The sequence below is a fragment of the Mycolicibacterium confluentis genome (assembly GCF_010729895.1).
Classification (GTDB): domain Bacteria; phylum Actinomycetota; class Actinomycetes; order Mycobacteriales; family Mycobacteriaceae; genus Mycobacterium; species Mycobacterium confluentis.
In genome coordinates this window covers 5,185,035-5,201,386 of sequence record NZ_AP022612.1, presented here as the reverse complement: position 1 = coordinate 5,201,386, position 16,352 = coordinate 5,185,035, and the positions used below count along the sequence as shown (strand labels likewise).

The 16,352-nt window shown below is 64.8% G+C and carries 12 protein-coding genes; 6 read left to right on the top strand and 6 right to left on the bottom strand.

Annotated features, from left to right (window positions below):
- Positions 1–5: 5 nt before the first annotated feature.
- The 5 genes from G6N34_RS24435 to G6N34_RS24415 form a co-directional block, all read right to left on the bottom strand.
- Positions 6–674, bottom strand: a complete 669-nt coding sequence (locus G6N34_RS24435; protein WP_197746711.1) for an ABC transporter permease — start codon at positions 672–674, stop codon at positions 6–8.
- A gap of 151 nt (positions 675–825) precedes the next feature.
- Positions 826–1,794: an aliphatic sulfonate ABC transporter substrate-binding protein gene (locus G6N34_RS24430; RefSeq protein WP_407663282.1), complete on the bottom strand. Its 969-nt coding sequence runs from the start codon at positions 1,792–1,794 to the stop codon at positions 826–828.
- A gap of 47 nt (positions 1,795–1,841) precedes the next feature.
- Positions 1,842–2,633, bottom strand: coding sequence for an ABC transporter ATP-binding protein (locus tag G6N34_RS24425; protein WP_234812906.1), 792 nt, complete (start codon positions 2,631–2,633; stop codon positions 1,842–1,844).
- A 359-nt stretch (positions 2,634–2,992) separates the two neighbouring features.
- The gene (locus G6N34_RS24420) at positions 2,993–3,703 is read right to left on the bottom strand and encodes an SDR family oxidoreductase (protein ID WP_085152081.1); all 711 of its coding nucleotides are present in this window, start codon (positions 3,701–3,703) and stop codon (positions 2,993–2,995) included.
- A gap of 112 nt (positions 3,704–3,815) precedes the next feature.
- Complete coding sequence (locus G6N34_RS24415) at positions 3,816–4,907, bottom strand: NADH:flavin oxidoreductase (protein ID WP_085152080.1); 1,092 nt, start codon at positions 4,905–4,907, stop codon at positions 3,816–3,818.
- A gap of 215 nt (positions 4,908–5,122) precedes the next feature.
- Between G6N34_RS24415 and G6N34_RS24410 the strand changes: the two genes are divergently transcribed.
- Positions 5,123–6,148 (top strand): NAD(P)H-dependent amine dehydrogenase family protein, encoded by a 1,026-nt coding sequence (locus G6N34_RS24410; RefSeq protein ID WP_109788500.1) that lies wholly within the window; start codon positions 5,123–5,125, stop codon positions 6,146–6,148.
- A gap of 18 nt (positions 6,149–6,166) precedes the next feature.
- Here G6N34_RS24410 and G6N34_RS24405 read toward each other — a convergent pair whose 3' ends face one another.
- Positions 6,167–8,038 (bottom strand): FAD-linked oxidase C-terminal domain-containing protein, encoded by a 1,872-nt coding sequence (locus G6N34_RS24405; RefSeq protein ID WP_085152079.1) that lies wholly within the window; start codon positions 8,036–8,038, stop codon positions 6,167–6,169.
- A 615-nt stretch (positions 8,039–8,653) separates the two neighbouring features.
- Here G6N34_RS24405 and G6N34_RS24400 point away from each other — a divergent pair.
- The 5 genes from G6N34_RS24400 to G6N34_RS24380 all read left to right on the top strand — a co-directional run bounded on the left by G6N34_RS24400 (position 8,654) and on the right by G6N34_RS24380 (position 16,303).
- Positions 8,654–9,073 (top strand): MmpS family transport accessory protein, encoded by a 420-nt coding sequence (locus G6N34_RS24400; protein WP_085152078.1) that lies wholly within the window; start codon positions 8,654–8,656, stop codon positions 9,071–9,073.
- Positions 9,070–11,958 carry an MMPL/RND family transporter gene (locus G6N34_RS24395; protein WP_085152077.1) on the top strand — a complete coding sequence of 963 codons (2,889 nt, stop codon included), beginning with the start codon at positions 9,070–9,072 and terminating at the stop codon, positions 11,956–11,958. Before G6N34_RS24400 ends, G6N34_RS24395 begins: the two co-directional genes overlap by 4 nt.
- 9 nt (positions 11,959–11,967) lie before the next feature.
- Positions 11,968–14,913: an MMPL/RND family transporter gene (locus tag G6N34_RS24390; RefSeq protein WP_085152076.1), complete on the top strand. Its 2,946-nt coding sequence runs from the start codon at positions 11,968–11,970 to the stop codon at positions 14,911–14,913.
- A gap of 285 nt (positions 14,914–15,198) precedes the next feature.
- Complete coding sequence (locus tag G6N34_RS24385; RefSeq protein WP_234812898.1) at positions 15,199–15,441, top strand: hemophore-related protein; 243 nt, start codon at positions 15,199–15,201, stop codon at positions 15,439–15,441.
- A gap of 631 nt (positions 15,442–16,072) precedes the next feature.
- Positions 16,073–16,303, top strand: a complete 231-nt coding sequence (locus G6N34_RS24380) for an MbtH family protein (RefSeq protein ID WP_085152074.1) — start codon at positions 16,073–16,075, stop codon at positions 16,301–16,303.
- The last annotated feature ends 49 nt before the right edge of the window (positions 16,304–16,352 follow it).

Here is a 16,352-nt window from a genome sequence, read left to right as displayed (position 1 = left end):
GTGGATCATGCCCACTTGGCGATCGCCCACTTCTCGAAGAGGCCGAGGATCGAATCGGTCAGCTTGCCCAGCAGTGCCAGCGAGATGATGGCCAGGAAGATCCGGTCGATGCGGCCGTTCTGACCCGAGTCGAGCAGCAGGAAGCCCAGCCCCATCGAACTCGCGATCAGTTCGGCCGCCACCAGGAACAACCAGGACTGGGCCAGCGCCAACCGCAGGGCCGAGACCGTGGACGGCACCACCGCGGGAAGCTGGACGCCTGCGAACAGGCGCAGGCCGTGCAGGCCGAACGCGCGACCGGCCTCCAGCAGATGGTCGTCGACGTGTCGCAGGGCCGCGCCGACAATCGTGTAGACGGGGAAGAACGCGCCGATCGCGATCAGGATGACCTTGGACTCCTCGCCGATCCCGAACCACAGGATCAGCAGCGGAACCCAGGCCAGCGACGGGACGGCCCGCACGCCGCCAAGGGTCGGCGCGAGGAGGATGTTCGCGAGCTTCGACAGGCCGACGATCGCACCGAGCGTCAGGCCGATCGCCGCGCCGATCGCGAAGCCCGTCAGCACGCGCTGCGTCGAGATGGCGATGTAGTGCCCGTAGAGTCCGCGCTGGGTGAGGTCGACGGCGGCCGACCACACCATGGTGGGCGACGGCAGCACCGAGACGGACACCATGCCGCTCGTCGAAACCCAGTGCCACACCGCGAGAATCAGGATCGGCAGCAGGGCGCCACCCAGAACGCGGAATCGCCGGCTCTGTGCGACGGCGGCTGCGCCCGAAATGGCGCGCGAGTCGTCGGCGGTGGCAGTGCTTTCGGTCACGTCCTCATCCGAAGCGGTTCGCGTCGGCCTGCTTGGCGAACTCGTCGTTGACGATCGAGGCCAAGGCATCGTCGACCTGCTGCTGGTTGGGCACATCGCCGAGGTCGACGAAGATCGGCCCGATCTTCTCCAGCACCGCGATCTGCGTCGCGCCCGGCACCTGGTCGACGTCGAGGTTGGAGCGCTCCAGGATGACCTTCTTGGCGACGGCTGCGTCGAGACCCGCGGTGTCGGCGAGAATCTGAGCGGTCTGGTCCGGATTCTCGGCGGCCCAGTCGGCGGCGGACGCATACGCATCGATGACGAGTTGCGCCAGTTCCGGCTTCTTCGCGAGGAAGTCCTCGCGGGCGTTGAGGAACCCGAAGCTGTTGAGGTCGAGATCGCGGTAGAACAGCGTCGCGCCGGTCTGCTCCGCGCCCGCCATGATGGGGTCCAACCCGGCCCACGCGTCGACCGACCCGTTCTGAAGCGCGGCCCAACCGTCGGCATGCTGCAGGTTCTGCACCGTGATGTCTTCTGCGCTCAGGCCGTTGGCCTCCAGCGACTGCAGCAGGAAGAAGTACGGGTCGGTGCCCTTGGTCGCGGCCACATTCTTGCCCCGCAGCTGCTCGACACTCGTGATGTCACTGCCCGCAGGCGCGACGAGCGCGGCCCACTCCGGCTGCGAGTAGATCCCGATGACCTGAATGGGGGATCCGTTGGAGCGTGCCAGCAGCGCCGCGGATCCCGCGGTGGAACCCACGTCGATGGCCCCGGCGCGCAGCGCTTCGTTGGCCTTGTTCGATCCGGCCGACTGCACCCAGTTGACCTTGACACCCTGGTCTTCGAGCCAACCCTGATCCTTGATGATCAGGCTCAGCGGGTTGTAGGTGGCGAAGTCGATGTTGAGCACCTGACCCTCGAGCGCGGCACTGCCGTCGCCTGCGGCCTCCGGGGCCTTGTTCTCGCCCGAGACGCAGCCGCTGAGAATCATTGCGGCCGAAGCGAACATCGCAACGAGTGACGTCCTGAGTGTGGCTTTCATACCCTGCTCTCCTGGTCGGTGCGGAAGGTGTGACCGGTCTGTACGTGGCGATCGACGCCCAGGCCGTCGAGCAGTTGGCCGCGGAGTTCGGCCAGTTCGGCGGACCCGCGGTCGCGGGGGCGGTCGCCGGGGACGACGACGGTCTGGCGGATCGAAGCCCCTGTGCTGCCGTCCTCGCGGCCGAGCAGGATCACGCGGTCCGCCAACTGCAGGGCCTCGTCGACGTCATGGGTCACCAACAGCACCGTTGCGGGTGCGGCGGCGTGCACGTCAAGCAGCAGGTCCTGCATCTTCAGGCGGGTCAGTGCGTCGAGCGCTCCGAACGGTTCGTCGAGCAGCAGCACGCCCGGGTTGCGGGCCAGCGCACGCGCCAACGAGGCGCGCTGCGCCATGCCGCCCGACACCTCGCGGGGGCGGTGCCCGGCGAACTCGGTCAGGCCGACGAGGTCGAGGAGGTTGGCGACGGTGTCGCGGCCCACCGCGGTGGCCGTGTTCCGTGGCAGGCCAAGCGCCACGTTCTGGGCGATCGAACGCCACGGCAGCAGGCGCGGTTCCTGGAAACCCACCGCGCAGCGGGGGTCATACGACCTCACCGGAGTGCCGTCGATGCGGACCGTTCCTGAGGTGGGGGTGTCGAGGCCGCCGACGATGCGCAGCAGGGTCGACTTGCCGCAGCCACTGGTGCCGAGGATCGCGAGAATCTCGCGCGGTTCGATGTCGAGGTGCAGATCGTGCAGAACCGTCCGGGACTCGCCGCCGGCGTTGAAGGCGCGGCCCAGCCCCGTCATCGACACCGCGAAGGCCTGCTCGGCGACGCGATCCGACGCGGCCGGGGCGCTCGCGGACATACGGGGACTCCAGCCAGAAGGGGTTGCCAGGGGACTCGTTACTGGTCCGCCATGGTCTCCGAGTGGGCGTGGGCCGTCACGGGTTTATCTCACGGTGGTTCGAACTATTGCGGAACGTCGCGCCCCAGCGGGTGGGTGGGGCTATTCGTCCGACGGTTTTTCGACCGCGTCGTCGGGCAGAGGCAGGGCCTCTGCGCCAGGAGTCGCGGGAGCCAGGACCTCGTCTTCGGGGGCCGGGCCGTTCGTTACATTCTCATCGCGAGGTGTCATGGAGCTCTCATACCCGGCCCGCTCCGGAATTAACCGGCGATGCTTCCCCCGCCGTCGGCCCGGACGATCTGCCCCGTGATGTAGCCGGCGTCCTCGTCGAGCAGAGCGCAGATCGCATGGGCGATCTCCTGCGGCCTGCCGACGCGGCCCATCGGAATGTTCTCCAGGAACCGGGTTTCCCGATCGGATCCGACGGGGCTGCGTTCGCGGTACATCTCGGTTTCGGTGGGGCCGGGTGCCACCGCGTTGACCGTGACGCCCGTCGAGGCCAGTTCGTTGGCCCAGATGCGGGTGCACGCCTCCAGCGCGGCCTTGGCCGCGGCATAGGGCGTGCGTTCGGGCGTGCCGAGTGTGGTCAGGCTCGTGACGTTGACGATGCGTCCCCACCCCGCCGCCACCATCCCGGGGAGGGCGGCCTGCACGACTTGGACTGCGGTGCGCACGTTCAGGTCGTAGGTGTCGAGCAGATCGTCGAGTTCGATTGCGCCGACGCGGCCGAATCGCGCGAACCCGAAGTTGTTGACCACAGCGTCGATGTGGCCGTTGGCCAGGACCCGTTCGAGGGCCTGCGCGGTGGCGCCTCGATCGCCGAAGTGGACCTCGTAGAACTCACCGGGAAAGTCCGCTGGGGTGGTGCGCGCCAATCCGATCGGGACGACGCCCGCCGCGGCCAGTCGGTCTGCGACTGCTCGCCCGATGCCCTTCGACGCTCCGGTGATGAGCGCTCGTCGTGGTGTCATGTCGTCCTCCTGTCGAAGGGGTGACGCGTGCCGCCCACAGCTGATCTATTGCCTGCTCTTCGACCGAATTTGCAACAGAACAACTTTCGGCGCCGGCGCGCGCCTTGAGGTCTCAGGCGAGTGAGGCCAACGCGGTCTCGGGGTCGTAACCACCGAACCGTCCAAGCTCTCCGTCACGGAGTCGGTTCACCCATGCCGGGTCGGCGAGCAGTGCGCGTCCGATGGCGACGATGTCGAATTCGTCGGAGTCGAACTGCGCGACGAGCTGGTCGATCGGGGCGGGTTGGATGACCTGCCCGCGCTTTTCGCTGCGGAACTGCGTCTCCAATCCGACGGAGCCCACCGCGATCACCGGTACTCCGGTGACCTTCTTGGTCCATCCCGCCAGGCTCGATTCGTCGTGGTCTGGGAAGGCAGGAACGTAGTGCCTGCGCGTCGACGGATGGAAGATGTCCACGCCGGCCGCCGCCAAGGGGGCGAGCAGTTCCTGCAGTGTGGTGGGATCGTCGGCGATGGAGGCCGTGTAGTCGGTGCCCTTCCACTGCGAAAAGCGGAAGATGATCGGGTAATCCGACCCGACTGCTGCTCGGACCGCGGCGACCACCTCGGCCGGGAACCGGGTGCGCTCCGCCAGCGAACCGCCGTACTCATCGGTGCGCAGATTCGTTCGCGTCCAGAGGAATTCGTCCAGGAGATAGCCGTGTGCACCGTGGATCTCGACCGCGTCGAACCCGACTTCCCGTGCAGTGCGGGCACTCTGGGCGAACAGGTCGGCCACACCGGGCAGTTCCTCGGTCCGCAGTGCCCGCCCCTTGGGATTGCCCAACCCGTCGACACCCGAGGGGCTGACCGGCACCACCCCGTCGGAGTCGTCGCGCTGCGCACCCTGATGCCACAGCTGCGCGGCGATCGTCGCGCCCTCACGGTGGACGGCGTCGACCACGCGCCGCCAGCCGTCAAGCACCTCGTCGCCGGCCAGTGTGGGAATCGAGTACGGGTGACCGGCCGCGGGGTCGGGCAGCCGGACACCTTCGGTGATGATCAGGCCGACTCCGCCTGCGGCGCGACGACGGTAGTACTCCGCGACGTCCGGGCCGGGCACACCGTCCGGTGACGCCTGGCGAGTCATCGGTGCCATGGCGAAACGGTTCGGCACGGTCAGCGAACCGACGGTGAACGGTTGAAACAGATCCTGGACTCCCATGACCGACTCCAACGCACAAGCACCCGCAGCGATTCCCTGTCGTGTCCCGCCAGTACAGGCCAGAGCCCGCCGTTCGCCGCCGCGGCGATTCTCTGGCCGTGTTCGGTGTCCCTACGATGGCGCCACATCGACGTTTCGACATGCGAACAGCGGTGATCGACGTGATGATCACAGCTCCGCACGGAGTTCACGAGCACCGACCGAAGGGTGAGTCCATGGGCCAGATCAGAGCTGTCGTCTACGGAGTGGGAGCGATGAACTCGATCGCGACCCGGATGATGCTCGAGAAAGGCGTCGAGATCGTCGGCGCCGTGGCCCGCAGCGAGGCCAAGGTGGGCCGCGACCTCGGGGAGGTCGCGGGCCTGGGTCGCGAGCTCGGCGTGGTGGTCAGCGACGACGCCGCCGAAGTCTTTCGCCGCACCTCGCCGGATGTGGCGGTGGTCGCCATCAACAGCTACCTCGAGGACGCGATCGATCAGCTTCGGATCTGCGCCGCTGAAGGCGTCAACGTGGTGACGCTCTCCGAGGAGATGCTGTACCCGTGGGAGACCTCCCCGGAACTGGCCGAGGAGCTTGACCTCGCGGCGAAGCGATCCGGTGCGACCCTGACGGGCACCGGTTACCAGGACACCTACTGGGTCAACATGATTGGGCTTCTCATGGGGACCGCGCATCGCATCGACTCGGTATCGGGGCGGGCGAGCTGGAACGTGGACGACTTCGGTCCGGAGTTGGCGCGCGACCAGCAGGTGGGCGCCACCGAGGCCGAGTTCCAGGAATGGCTGGAGAACGCCCAGCGTCCGCCGACGTTCGGCCGGAATGTGCTGGACGCCTTGGTCGCCGACACCGGCCTGACCCCGACTTCGATCAAGACAACCACCCGTCCCGACATCGCTTCGTCCGCCACCTTCTCGCAGGCCCTGCAGACCGAGGTCCCCGCCGGTCACGTCATCGGGATGACCGACGTCGACGAGATCTGCACCGCCGAGGGGCCGCGATTCGTCTTCGAGATGTCCGGCCGTGTCTACAGCGAGGGCGACGGCGACATCAACGAGTGGGCGATCGCCGGCGAACCTGACGTCGTCCTGTCCAACGGGACGGTGCCGACGCAGCTGACCACCTGCACGCAACTGGTGAACCGCATCCCGGATGTGATCAATGCGCCGGCCGGGCTGGTCACCGTCGACAAGCTTCCTCGCCTTCGGTACCGGGCCCGGCCGCTGCATGAGTACCTCGCCTGACCGAGGTGGCCAACGGGCCTAACGCTTCACGCCGATCTTGAAGATCAGCCGGCTCAGTGCCCCGAACGTGCCGTGGGCGCCGATGTAGAGCCGCTTGGTGTCGTAACCGGCGACGTCCTTCATGGTCTCGGCACCGAAGCGCGCGGGCACCTGTCCGTCGATGACCGTGACCTCGGCTCCGAGCAGCGCGTGACGAACCTCGATGCGTTCGGTGCCGGTCGCGGTGGCGACGAGGTCGCCGATGCGTCGAGCGCCCCCCGAATCCGGCACCGCGATGCAGGTGACGCCCTGCTCGTCGAGGTGGCTTCGGATCTGGTCGAGGGTCGCATCCGCGCCGACGACCAGGCTCAGATTGCCGAGGTTGACGGTGATGTCGGTGTTCTCGCCGACCGTCAACGGCGCGTCGGGGTCCGGGCGCCAATCGCCGTAGACCGCGGCCCGCACCGTGTCGCCGAATTCGGTGGTCGGGGGTTCGTCGGCGGACTGCTCGGGCAGCATCACGCCCGGATTCAGCAGACCGTCGGGGTCGAACGCCGATTTGATCGAGCGCTGGGCCGAGATCTCCACCGGGGTGAAGCGTTGGGTCATGAAGGGGATCTTCTCGGTGCCCACCCCGTGTTCTCCAGTGATGGTTCCGCCCAATCGCAGTGCCGCCGCGATGATCTCGTTGTTCGCGGCCTCGAGTGCGCTGGCCGCCGATGGGTTGCTCTTGTCGTAGAAGGTGGTGGGGTGCAGATCGCCGTCGCCGGCGTGCCCGCAGACCGCGATGAACAGCAGGCCGTCGGAATGGCGGGCGGCCGTGGCCTGGATGGCTGCCTGCATCTCCGGGATCCGGTCGCGGGGAACGGTGACGTCGCCGATGAAGAAGCCCTTGCCGCTCTGCACGACGGAGTCGGGGGCGTGGAGTCGGCCGTACCAGAGTGCGGCGCGGTCCTTCTCGGTCTCGGCGATCCGGACCTCGGTGGCGCGTTCGCGCAGCACCCTCTCGACGATCGGCTGGTCATGGGAGACTTCGACAGCGCTGCCGTCGACGTCGATGAGCACAATGGAGTCGGCGTCCGTGGGGTATCCGGTGTCGTAGAACTGCTGCAGGCCGGCGATCCCGTCGCGGTCGAGCCATTCCACCGCGGCGGGCACGACGCCGGTCGCGATGATCGCGGCGATGGTGTCGGCCGCCTCCCGAGCGGTCGCGAAGGCGCCCATCAGGCTGTGGGTGACCTCGGCGATCGGGCGTAGCGCGACCGTCACCTCGGTGACTATGCCCAGCGTGCCCTCGGATCCGATGATCACGCCGAGGAGGTCGGGACCGTCGTCGTCGACGCGCAGTGTGACCGTGGCCCCGTCCGGCAGGACGACTTCGGCGGCCAGAATGTGGTTGTAGGTCACGCCGTACTTCAAAGCGTGTGGGCCGCCTGCATTTTCGATGAGGTTGCCGCCCACGGTCGCCAGGTGCGCCGACACTGGGTCGGGGGAGAAGCACAGGCCGTGAGGTGCGAGGCGATCCTGGAGGTCGGAGTTGACCACGCCGGGTTCGACGCGTGCGCACCGTCCGTCGACGTCGATGTCGATGATCTGGTTGAGGTTCGACAGATCCAGCAGGACACGTCCGCTCGCCGGCATCATTCCACCCGAGCAGTTCGAGGCGCCCCCGCGCGGGACGACCGGGATCCGATACTCGGCGGCGATCCGCATGATCGCGGCGACCTCGGCCCGGCTGTGCGGGTGAAGCAGCAGTTCAGCGACTCCGCCGACGCCCCAGAAGTCGTGGCCGCGGTCGGTGAGCACGTGATTGTCGGTGATGACGTCTGCGTGGCCTGCGACGGCCGCGGAGAACCTGTCGATGATCGAACGGTCCAGTCCGGTGTGCGCCGGGGCGGTTTCTGTGGCCATGTCGATGCCTCCTTCGGGTTGTGGCCAGTACGTTCCTGGATTCCGAAGGCGGTGTCTGCCTCGTTGCCCCCCAACCGGCGGGCGTGCTGGCGGGGAGATCGGATGGGGGCCAGCTGCAACCGGCAGGCGGCGGGCGGGCAGTTCGGAATGGCCCGCCCCGGATGCTCGCCCGATGCCGTTCCGGTGCCGAGGAGGCCAGTTCCACAGTTGATGGTGCGTAGCTGGAGCGGCAGGCATGCGACGAGCGGCGCACCTTATATCTTCACCCGTCAATTTCGCTCCGGTCATAGCGAGGGCAATTCAATTGCAGGTGATAGGCGTCACAGCGCGCCAAAAGCGGATTTGCTGGCGAATGCCGTAACGGTGTGATTGCTAAACAGTCAAGCTTCTTTGCGAGGTTGCGCAGAAAAGTTGCACGCAGGTCCGTAAATGAAGCGTCAGCTCCGATCGCATATCGCGTCTGGCACAAGATCATATGTGGCTCACGAGCATGGGTTACCCTTCATCGATCAGTTGAAGAGGGGCCGACGGGGCGGGATCTCTGCAACTGTGTCGCGCGAGCGACTGCCAGGGGCTTTGGCGCGGAGGTAGGGGAGGACGACGATTCTTGGGCTCTTGAAGCGGCTGTGGATTCCGCTGCTGGTGCTGGTTGTGGTGGCCGCCGGCGGTTACACCGTTTCGCGCCTGCACGGAATCTTCGGGTCCGAGAAGCGGCCCTCATATGCGGACACCAAAGTTGCGGAGACAAAGCCCTACGATCCCAAGCAGCTGGTCTACGAGGTGTTCGGGCCGCCGGGCACCGTGGCGAACATCAGCTATTTCGACGAGGAAACAGAACCTCGGTACATCACCGACGTTCCCCTGCCGTGGACGCTGCAGTTCGACATCGGTGATGCGACGGCAATGGGCAGCCTCATGGCCCAGGGAGACAGCAACAGCATCGGCTGTCGTATCACGGTGGACGGTGAGGTCAAGGCCGAGAAGACCTCCAACAACGTCAATGCCTTCACCTCCTGCCTGCTGAAGGCGGCATGAGCACCTCGACGATCGAGGAGCAGCGGACTCCCGCCCGACGCCCCCGAATCGCCTCCTTCATCCGCCGCTTCGCACCGCTGATCATCATCGGTTGGGTTGGCGTCACAGTGCTGTTGGTGGTTTCGGTGCCACCGCTGGAAGTCGTCGAACGTGAGCGATCGGTCTCGCTGAGTCCAGCAGACGCGCCCTCGGTCAGAGCGGCGTATCGAATGGGAGAGGCCTTCAACGAGACTGCCGGCGGCGGAGTGGCGATCCTGGTCCTGGAGGGCCAGGAGCAACTTGGGGCAGATGCGCACCGGTACTACAACGATCTGATTCGCCAACTGCGGGAGAGGCCTGAGGCCGTCCAGCATGTGCACGACTTCTGGGGCGATCCGCTCACCGAAGGTGCGGCCGAGAGTGCCGACGGCAAAGCCGTTTTCGTCCAAGTGGACCTTGCCGGTGAAATCGGCCAGGCGCAGTCGCTCCAGTCGGTGACGGCGGTTAAGGACATCCTCGAAGGGACACCTCCGCCGCCTGGAGTACAGACCTACCTCACCGGTCCCGCCGCGATCGTGTCCGACATGGGCGAAAGCGGAAACCGGACGGTCATCCTCATCACCCTCGTGACCGTCAGCGTCATCTTCGTGATGCTGCTCCTGCTGTACCGCTCAATCCTTGTCGTCCTGATCCTGTTGTTCACCGTCTTCATCGAGCTGCAGGTGGCCCGCGGTGTCGTCGCATTTCTCGCGATGCAGGGATACGTCGGGTTGACGACTTATGTCGTGAACCTGTTGGTGTCTGTCGGGATCGCGGCGGGGACCGACTATGCGATCTTCTTCACTGGGAGATATCAGGAGGCGCGCCAGGCCGGAGAATCCCGAGAAGAGGCTTTCTACACCACCTATCGAAGCGTCGCGAAAGTGGTTCTCGCCTCCGGTGCGACCATCGCCGGCGCGATCGCGTGCCTGAGCTTCACGCGGTTGCCCTTCTTCCAGCCTCTGGGTATCCCCGGTGCGATCGGCATCATGGTGGCGGTCGCCGTTGCACTGACGTTGGTACCTGCGTGCATTGCAGCGACCTCTCGCCGTCGCATCTTTGATCCGAAACGGCCAGTCGTCACCCGTCGGTGGCGGCGAATCGGCACGGCGATCGTACGGTGGCCGGCGCCGATTCTCGTTGCCACCATTGCGATCTCACTGATCGGGCTCCTGACGCTGCCGGGTTACACCCCCAGCTACACGGATCAGAAATATCTGCCTCCCGACATCCCGTCCAGCAAGGGGTATCAAGCTGCGGCGAGGCACTTCCCCGAATCACGGTTGATGTCACCGGATCTCCTGATGATCGAGTCCGATCACGATATGCGGAACTCAGCGGATCTGCTGGTGCTGAACAGACTCGCCAAGGCGGTTTTCGCGGTCCCCGGTGTGTCGAACGTGCAGTCCATCACCCGTCCCGAGGGGACGCAGCTCAAACACGCGTCCATACCCTTCCTGTTGAGCATGAGCAGCGCCAGCCAGAAGCTGGTCATGCCGTTCCAGCAACAGCGGATGGAGGATCTGGTCACTCAGGCTGACGAAATGTCCACCATGATCGCCCTGATGCAGCGGATGTACGGGTTGATGCAGCAGATGGTGGCCACGACCCACAGCATGGTCGAGACGACGCACGAACTTCAGGACGTCACGGAGGAACTGCGCGACCACATCGCTGACTTCGATGACTTCTTCCGGCCGATTCGCAACTACCTCTACTGGGAACCGCACTGCTACAACATCCCGCTGTGCTGGTCTATCCGCGGCATCTTCGATGCCCTTGACGGCGTCGACAAAGTCACGCTCAAAATGCAGGACCTGGTTGCCGACCTCGACCAACTCGATCTGCTCATGCCGCAGATCGTCACGCAGTTCCCGCCGATGATCGCGAACATGCAGAGCACCCGCACGATGATGCTGACGATGCACAGCACGATGTCGGGCATCTTCTCCCAGATGGAGGAGTCGAACCAGGACGCGACAGCGATGGGCAAGGCGTTCGACGCCGCAAACAACGACGATTCCTTCTATCTGCCGCCGGACATCTTCGAGAACAAGGACTTCAAGCGGGTCGCGGACATCTTCATGTCCCCGGACGGCAAAGCCGCACGACTGCTGATCGCCCAAAAGGGCGATCCGGCATCGCCTGAGGGCATCGCGCGGGTCGAACCCATCCGGACCGCGGCCGAGGAGTCGCTGAAGGGAACCCCGCTGGAGAGTTCGAAGATCTACCTCGCCGGCACCGCCGCTGGAGTCAAGGATCTGGTCGACGGCTCAAGGATCGACCTCCTGATCGCGGCTGTCGCGGCGCTGTGCCTCATCTTCCTGATCATGGTCATCGTGACGCGAAGTCTGATTGCAGGCCTGGTCATCGTGGGGACGGTGGCCCTGTCGTTGGGTGCGTCATTCGGACTCTCAGTACTCGTCTGGCAGCACCTCCTCGGGTTGCAGATTCACTGGGTGGTTCTGGCGATGTCCGTCATCGTCCTGCTCGCGGTCGGCTCGGATTACAACCTGTTGCTGGTTTCGCGGATGAAGGAGGAGCTCTCGGCGGGCCTCAACACGGGTCTGATCCGCGCGATGGCCGGCAGCGGAAAGGTTGTCACTGCAGCGGGTCTGGTCTTCGCGGCCACTATGGCGTCCATGATCGTGAGCGACCTGCTCACCATCGGCCAGGTGGGGACGACCATCGCGCTCGGCCTTCTGTTCGACACCCTTGTGGTGCGAGCGTTCATGACGCCGTCCATCGCGGCCCTGCTCGGTCGCTGGTTCTGGTGGCCTCTGCGAGTTCGCCCCCGTCCAGCCAGTTCCATGCTTCGCCCGGTAGGGCCTCGTCCGCTGGTGCGTTCGCTGCTGCTCAGGGATTGACCGGCGGGTATGGACACGCAACGTTCCAGTCCGCCCCGCATCGCGCGGACGATACGAGCTTTGGCGCCACTGATCGTCCTGGCGTGGCTTGCCATCATCCTGTTCACCACCCTCGCCGCTGTCGGTGGTGACTGGCGGTCAGCGATCCCGGCACTTGAGCGGGTGGCCGAACAGAATTCGGTGTCCCTGATGCCCGCGGATTCGCCGTCGGCGGTGGGCATGCTCAGGATGGGCAAGGCCTTCGGCGAGTCCGACTCGGACAGTTCGGCGATGATCGTGCTGGAGGGCGACATCCCGCTCGGCGAGGCCGCGCGGGCCTACTATGACGAGCTGGTCGACGAGCTGCGCGCCGACACCAAGCACGTCGAGCACGTCCAGGATCTGTGGGGCGATCGGCTCACGTCGTCAAGCGTGCAGAGTCCCGACGGTAAGGCCGCCTATGTGCAGTTGAACCTTGCTGGCAATCAGGGCACGCCCTTGGGCGACGAGTCAGTCAAAGCCGTCCGTGACATCGTCGACCGATCGTCGCCGCCGCAGGATGTGCACGTCTACGTTTCGGGGGCGGCGCCGCTCGCGTCCGACATGCAGCACAGCGGCAACGATTCGGTCCTGAAGATCACAATCGTGACGGTCGTGATCATCTTCACGATGCTCCTGATCGTCTACCGATCGATCGTCACGGTGGTCCTGCTGCTGCTCATGGTCGGTTTCGAAGTGGCTGCCGCACGAGGCGTGGTGGCATTCCTCGGGGCCAACGACGTCCTCGTCCTGTCCACCTTTGCAGTCAATATGTTGGTGTTCCTCGCGATCGCCGCCGGAACCGACTATGGAATCTTCTTCTTCGGCCGCTATCAGGAGGCACGGCAGGCGGGCGAGGATCGAGAGTCGGCCTACTACACCACATATCGGAGCACCGCTCCTGTCGTGCTGGCCTCCGGTCTGACCATCGCGGGGGCGATTCTTTGTCTGAGCGTCACAGATCTGCCCTACTTCAACACGATGGGCATTCCCTGCGCCATCGGCATGCTCACTGCTGTCGCGGCTGCGGTGACCCTGGTTCCCGCGGGGATCGTGATCGCGGGTCGCTTCGGCCTGCTCGACCCGAAGCGCGCCTTGAGGTCTGGCCGTTGGCGGGGGATAGGCACCGCCGTCGTCCGTTGGCCGGCACCGATCCTGGCCACAGCGCTCACAGCGGCATTGATCGGCCTCCTGGCGCTGCCGGGCTATCAGACCAGCTATAACGACCGCGCCTACATCCCTTCGAGCATCCCCGCGAATCAGGGATTCGAAGCCGCCGAGCGTCATTTCTCGCAGTCCCGGCTGTCGCCGGACGTCCTCATGGTTGAGACGGACCATGACATGCGAAATCCGACGGACTTCCTGACCCTCAACAAGATCGCGAAGGCCATCTTCAAAGTTCCCGGGGTTTCACGAGTCCAGGGGATCACTCGGCCCGAAGGCACGCCGATCGCCAACACGTCCATCCCGTTCCTCATCAGCATCCAGGGCGCCACCCAGGTCCAGGTGCAGAAGCTGCAGAACGAACGCAATAAGGACATGTTGAAACAGGCCGACGACATGGCCGCCATGATCAGGGTGATGGAAGATCAGTACAGGTTGACCAAGCTGCTCAACTCCATCACGGACGACTTGATCGACACCACGCACTCCGTTCAGGACATCGTCGAGGGGCTGCGGGACAGTCTCACCGTGTTCGACGACTTCTTCCGGCCGATTCGGAATTACTTCTACTGGGAGCCGCACTGCTACAACATCCCCATCTGCTGGGCTTTCAGATCGTTGTTCGACACTATGGACGGCACCCAGGCGATCACCGACAAGCTGGCCGTGCTCGTGGAGAACATGGACCAGCTCAAGGTGATCCTTCCCCAGCTGCTTGAGGTCTTCCCTCCGATGATCGACATCATGCGGACCATGCGGACTATGCAGCTCACGATGTACAGCACGATGTCGGGCCTGGCCGATCAGTCGGACGAGACGACGAACATCAGCGCGATGGGGCAGGCCTACGACGAGGCGAAGAACGACGACTCCTTCTACCTGCCGCCGGAAGTGTTCGAGAACACCGAGTTCAAGCGGGCGATGGCGTCTTTCCTGTCTCCGGACGGAAAGGCGGCTCGATTCATCATCTCCCACAAGGGTGACCCGGCGACACCCGAGGGAATCGCCAGGGTCGACAAGATCAGAACCGCGGCCGAGGAGGCGGTCAAGGGGACACCGCTGTCGAATGCGGGGATCTTCCTGGCTGGGGCGGCAACCACGGCAAAGGACTGGCACGACGGTTCTGCCAACGATCTGTTGATCGCGGGGATCGCCGCCATCTGCCTGGTGTTCATCATCATGCTGATCATCACGCGCAGCTTCATTGCAGCGCTGGTTATCGTCGGAACGGTTGTGCTGTCGTTGGGGGCGTCCTTTGGGCTGGCGGTGCTGCTGTGGCAGTACATCCTCGGCATTCACCTGCACTGGATGGTGCTGGCCATGTCGGTGATCATCCTGCTGGCGGTGGGTTCCGACTACAACCTGCTGTTGGTGTCCCGGATGAAGGAGGAGATCGGCGCCGGTCTCAACACGGGCATCATTCGGGCGATGGGCGGTACCGGCAAAGTCGTCACCACCGCGGCGCTCGTCTTCGCAGCCACTATGGCCTCGATGGCGGTGAGCGATCTTCGGATCATCGGCCAGATCGGCACGACCATCGGCTTGGGCCTGCTCTTCGACGCGATGATTGTCAGGTCATTCATGACGCCGGCCATTGCGGCCCTGCTGGGCCGATGGTTCTGGTGGCCACAACGTGTGCGTCCACGCCCGGCGAGCAGCATGCTGCGTCCGTACGGCCCGCGCCCGCTGGTGCGTGCGCTGTTGGGAACGGATCGACCGTCGCGTACCGAGGACGATCCGCCGACTGAGGAGATTCCGCGACAGCCGGGCTGATTCGGTCGCGAAAACCGCCTTCCCGTCGAAGGATCGACGACCGGTGGTGGTGTAACGGCGCGGAGGGTGGGGCAGATAACACAATTGAGTCTCGAAGGGCCACGGGGGCGAGACTTGCGTTTCAGGTGTACTCCCGCCCACAACGGGTAATCTCGACCGAGTCGGCTGAGCGGAACCTATCTGTCGGCAATCTGGAGGGGAAGCATGAAAAAGCTGTTGCTGTGTACCGCTGTAGTCGGGGGGCTGGCGGTCTCGTTCTGTGGGGTGGCCTCAGCGGACCCGCAGTTGGACCCGATCGTCAACACCACATGCAATTACGACCAGGTGATTTCGGCTCTGTCAGCGCAGAATCCGATGGCCGCCTCGATGTTCAACGCCTCGCCGCAGCAGCAGGATGGCCTGCGGCAGTTCCTCGCCGCGCCGCCCGCGGAGCGCCAGACGACGGCCGAGGCAATCAGGAGTGCGCCGGCAAACCAGCCGTACCTGCCGATCATTCAGCAGGCGTTCAGCACCTGTAACTCCTTCTGACGACCAGCCTGGTGTGGCCCGCCGGTTCGCTGACGGGCCGCGCACCGGTGTGTGCGATCGTGTTCTGAACGGGCGAAATCTCCTCGGCGGCAACAATGATCGGTGTTTGTACCACTTCGCTGTAAGTCCTAAGGGGGGCATTAGGCGGCGCTGGGCGTGGGCGGTGGACCTGCGGAATCCGCGGTGCATGCCGATGAAGTACCCGAAACCAATTGCGGCACAACGTATTCAGTCAGAAATCTGAAATGTTCCGATCGGCTCCCGATGTGGCCGCGAATCGTTGCGGCAGTAATCTGATTCGGTCAGGTAATTTGCTGTCGATCGACGTCCAAGGATTGCCAAGTAAGTTCACAGACATGTCACATCTGACGTTGCCCGAGTTTGGTGTCCCGGCCTCCGGGATGTCAGTGACCCTGTGTCACAACCCAAGAACTGGCTGTATGGCGGCCGTGCGCAGTGCGGCCAGGGGGTGGAGGCCATCGTCCTCCGGTGCCGGGTCGCTTAGCCACGCGGCACCCTGGGCCGCGTCAGCAGTTCGCCAGTTTCTGCAGAAAGTTCTGGCTTAGCCCGCCAACTTGGGTAAGGTTCGAACAAAGTCACATTTTGGTATCGACATCACCTGGAGAACCGGTTGAGCATCAATCCGTTCGACGACGACAGCGGCACCTTCCTCGTTCTCATCAACGATGAGGAGCAGCACAGCCTCTGGCCGACGTTCGCCGACGTCCCCGCCGGGTGGCGGGTGGTGTTCGGCGAAGCCGACCGGGCTGCGTGTCTGGAGTACATCGAGCAGAACTGGCCTGACATCAGGCCGAAGAGTCTGAGGGAAAGGCTGGCATCCGGCAGCGGCGCCGACGCCTAGCTCGTTCGCCGTCCCGCTGTGAACGCAGCGGGACGACATTTTCGTCCAC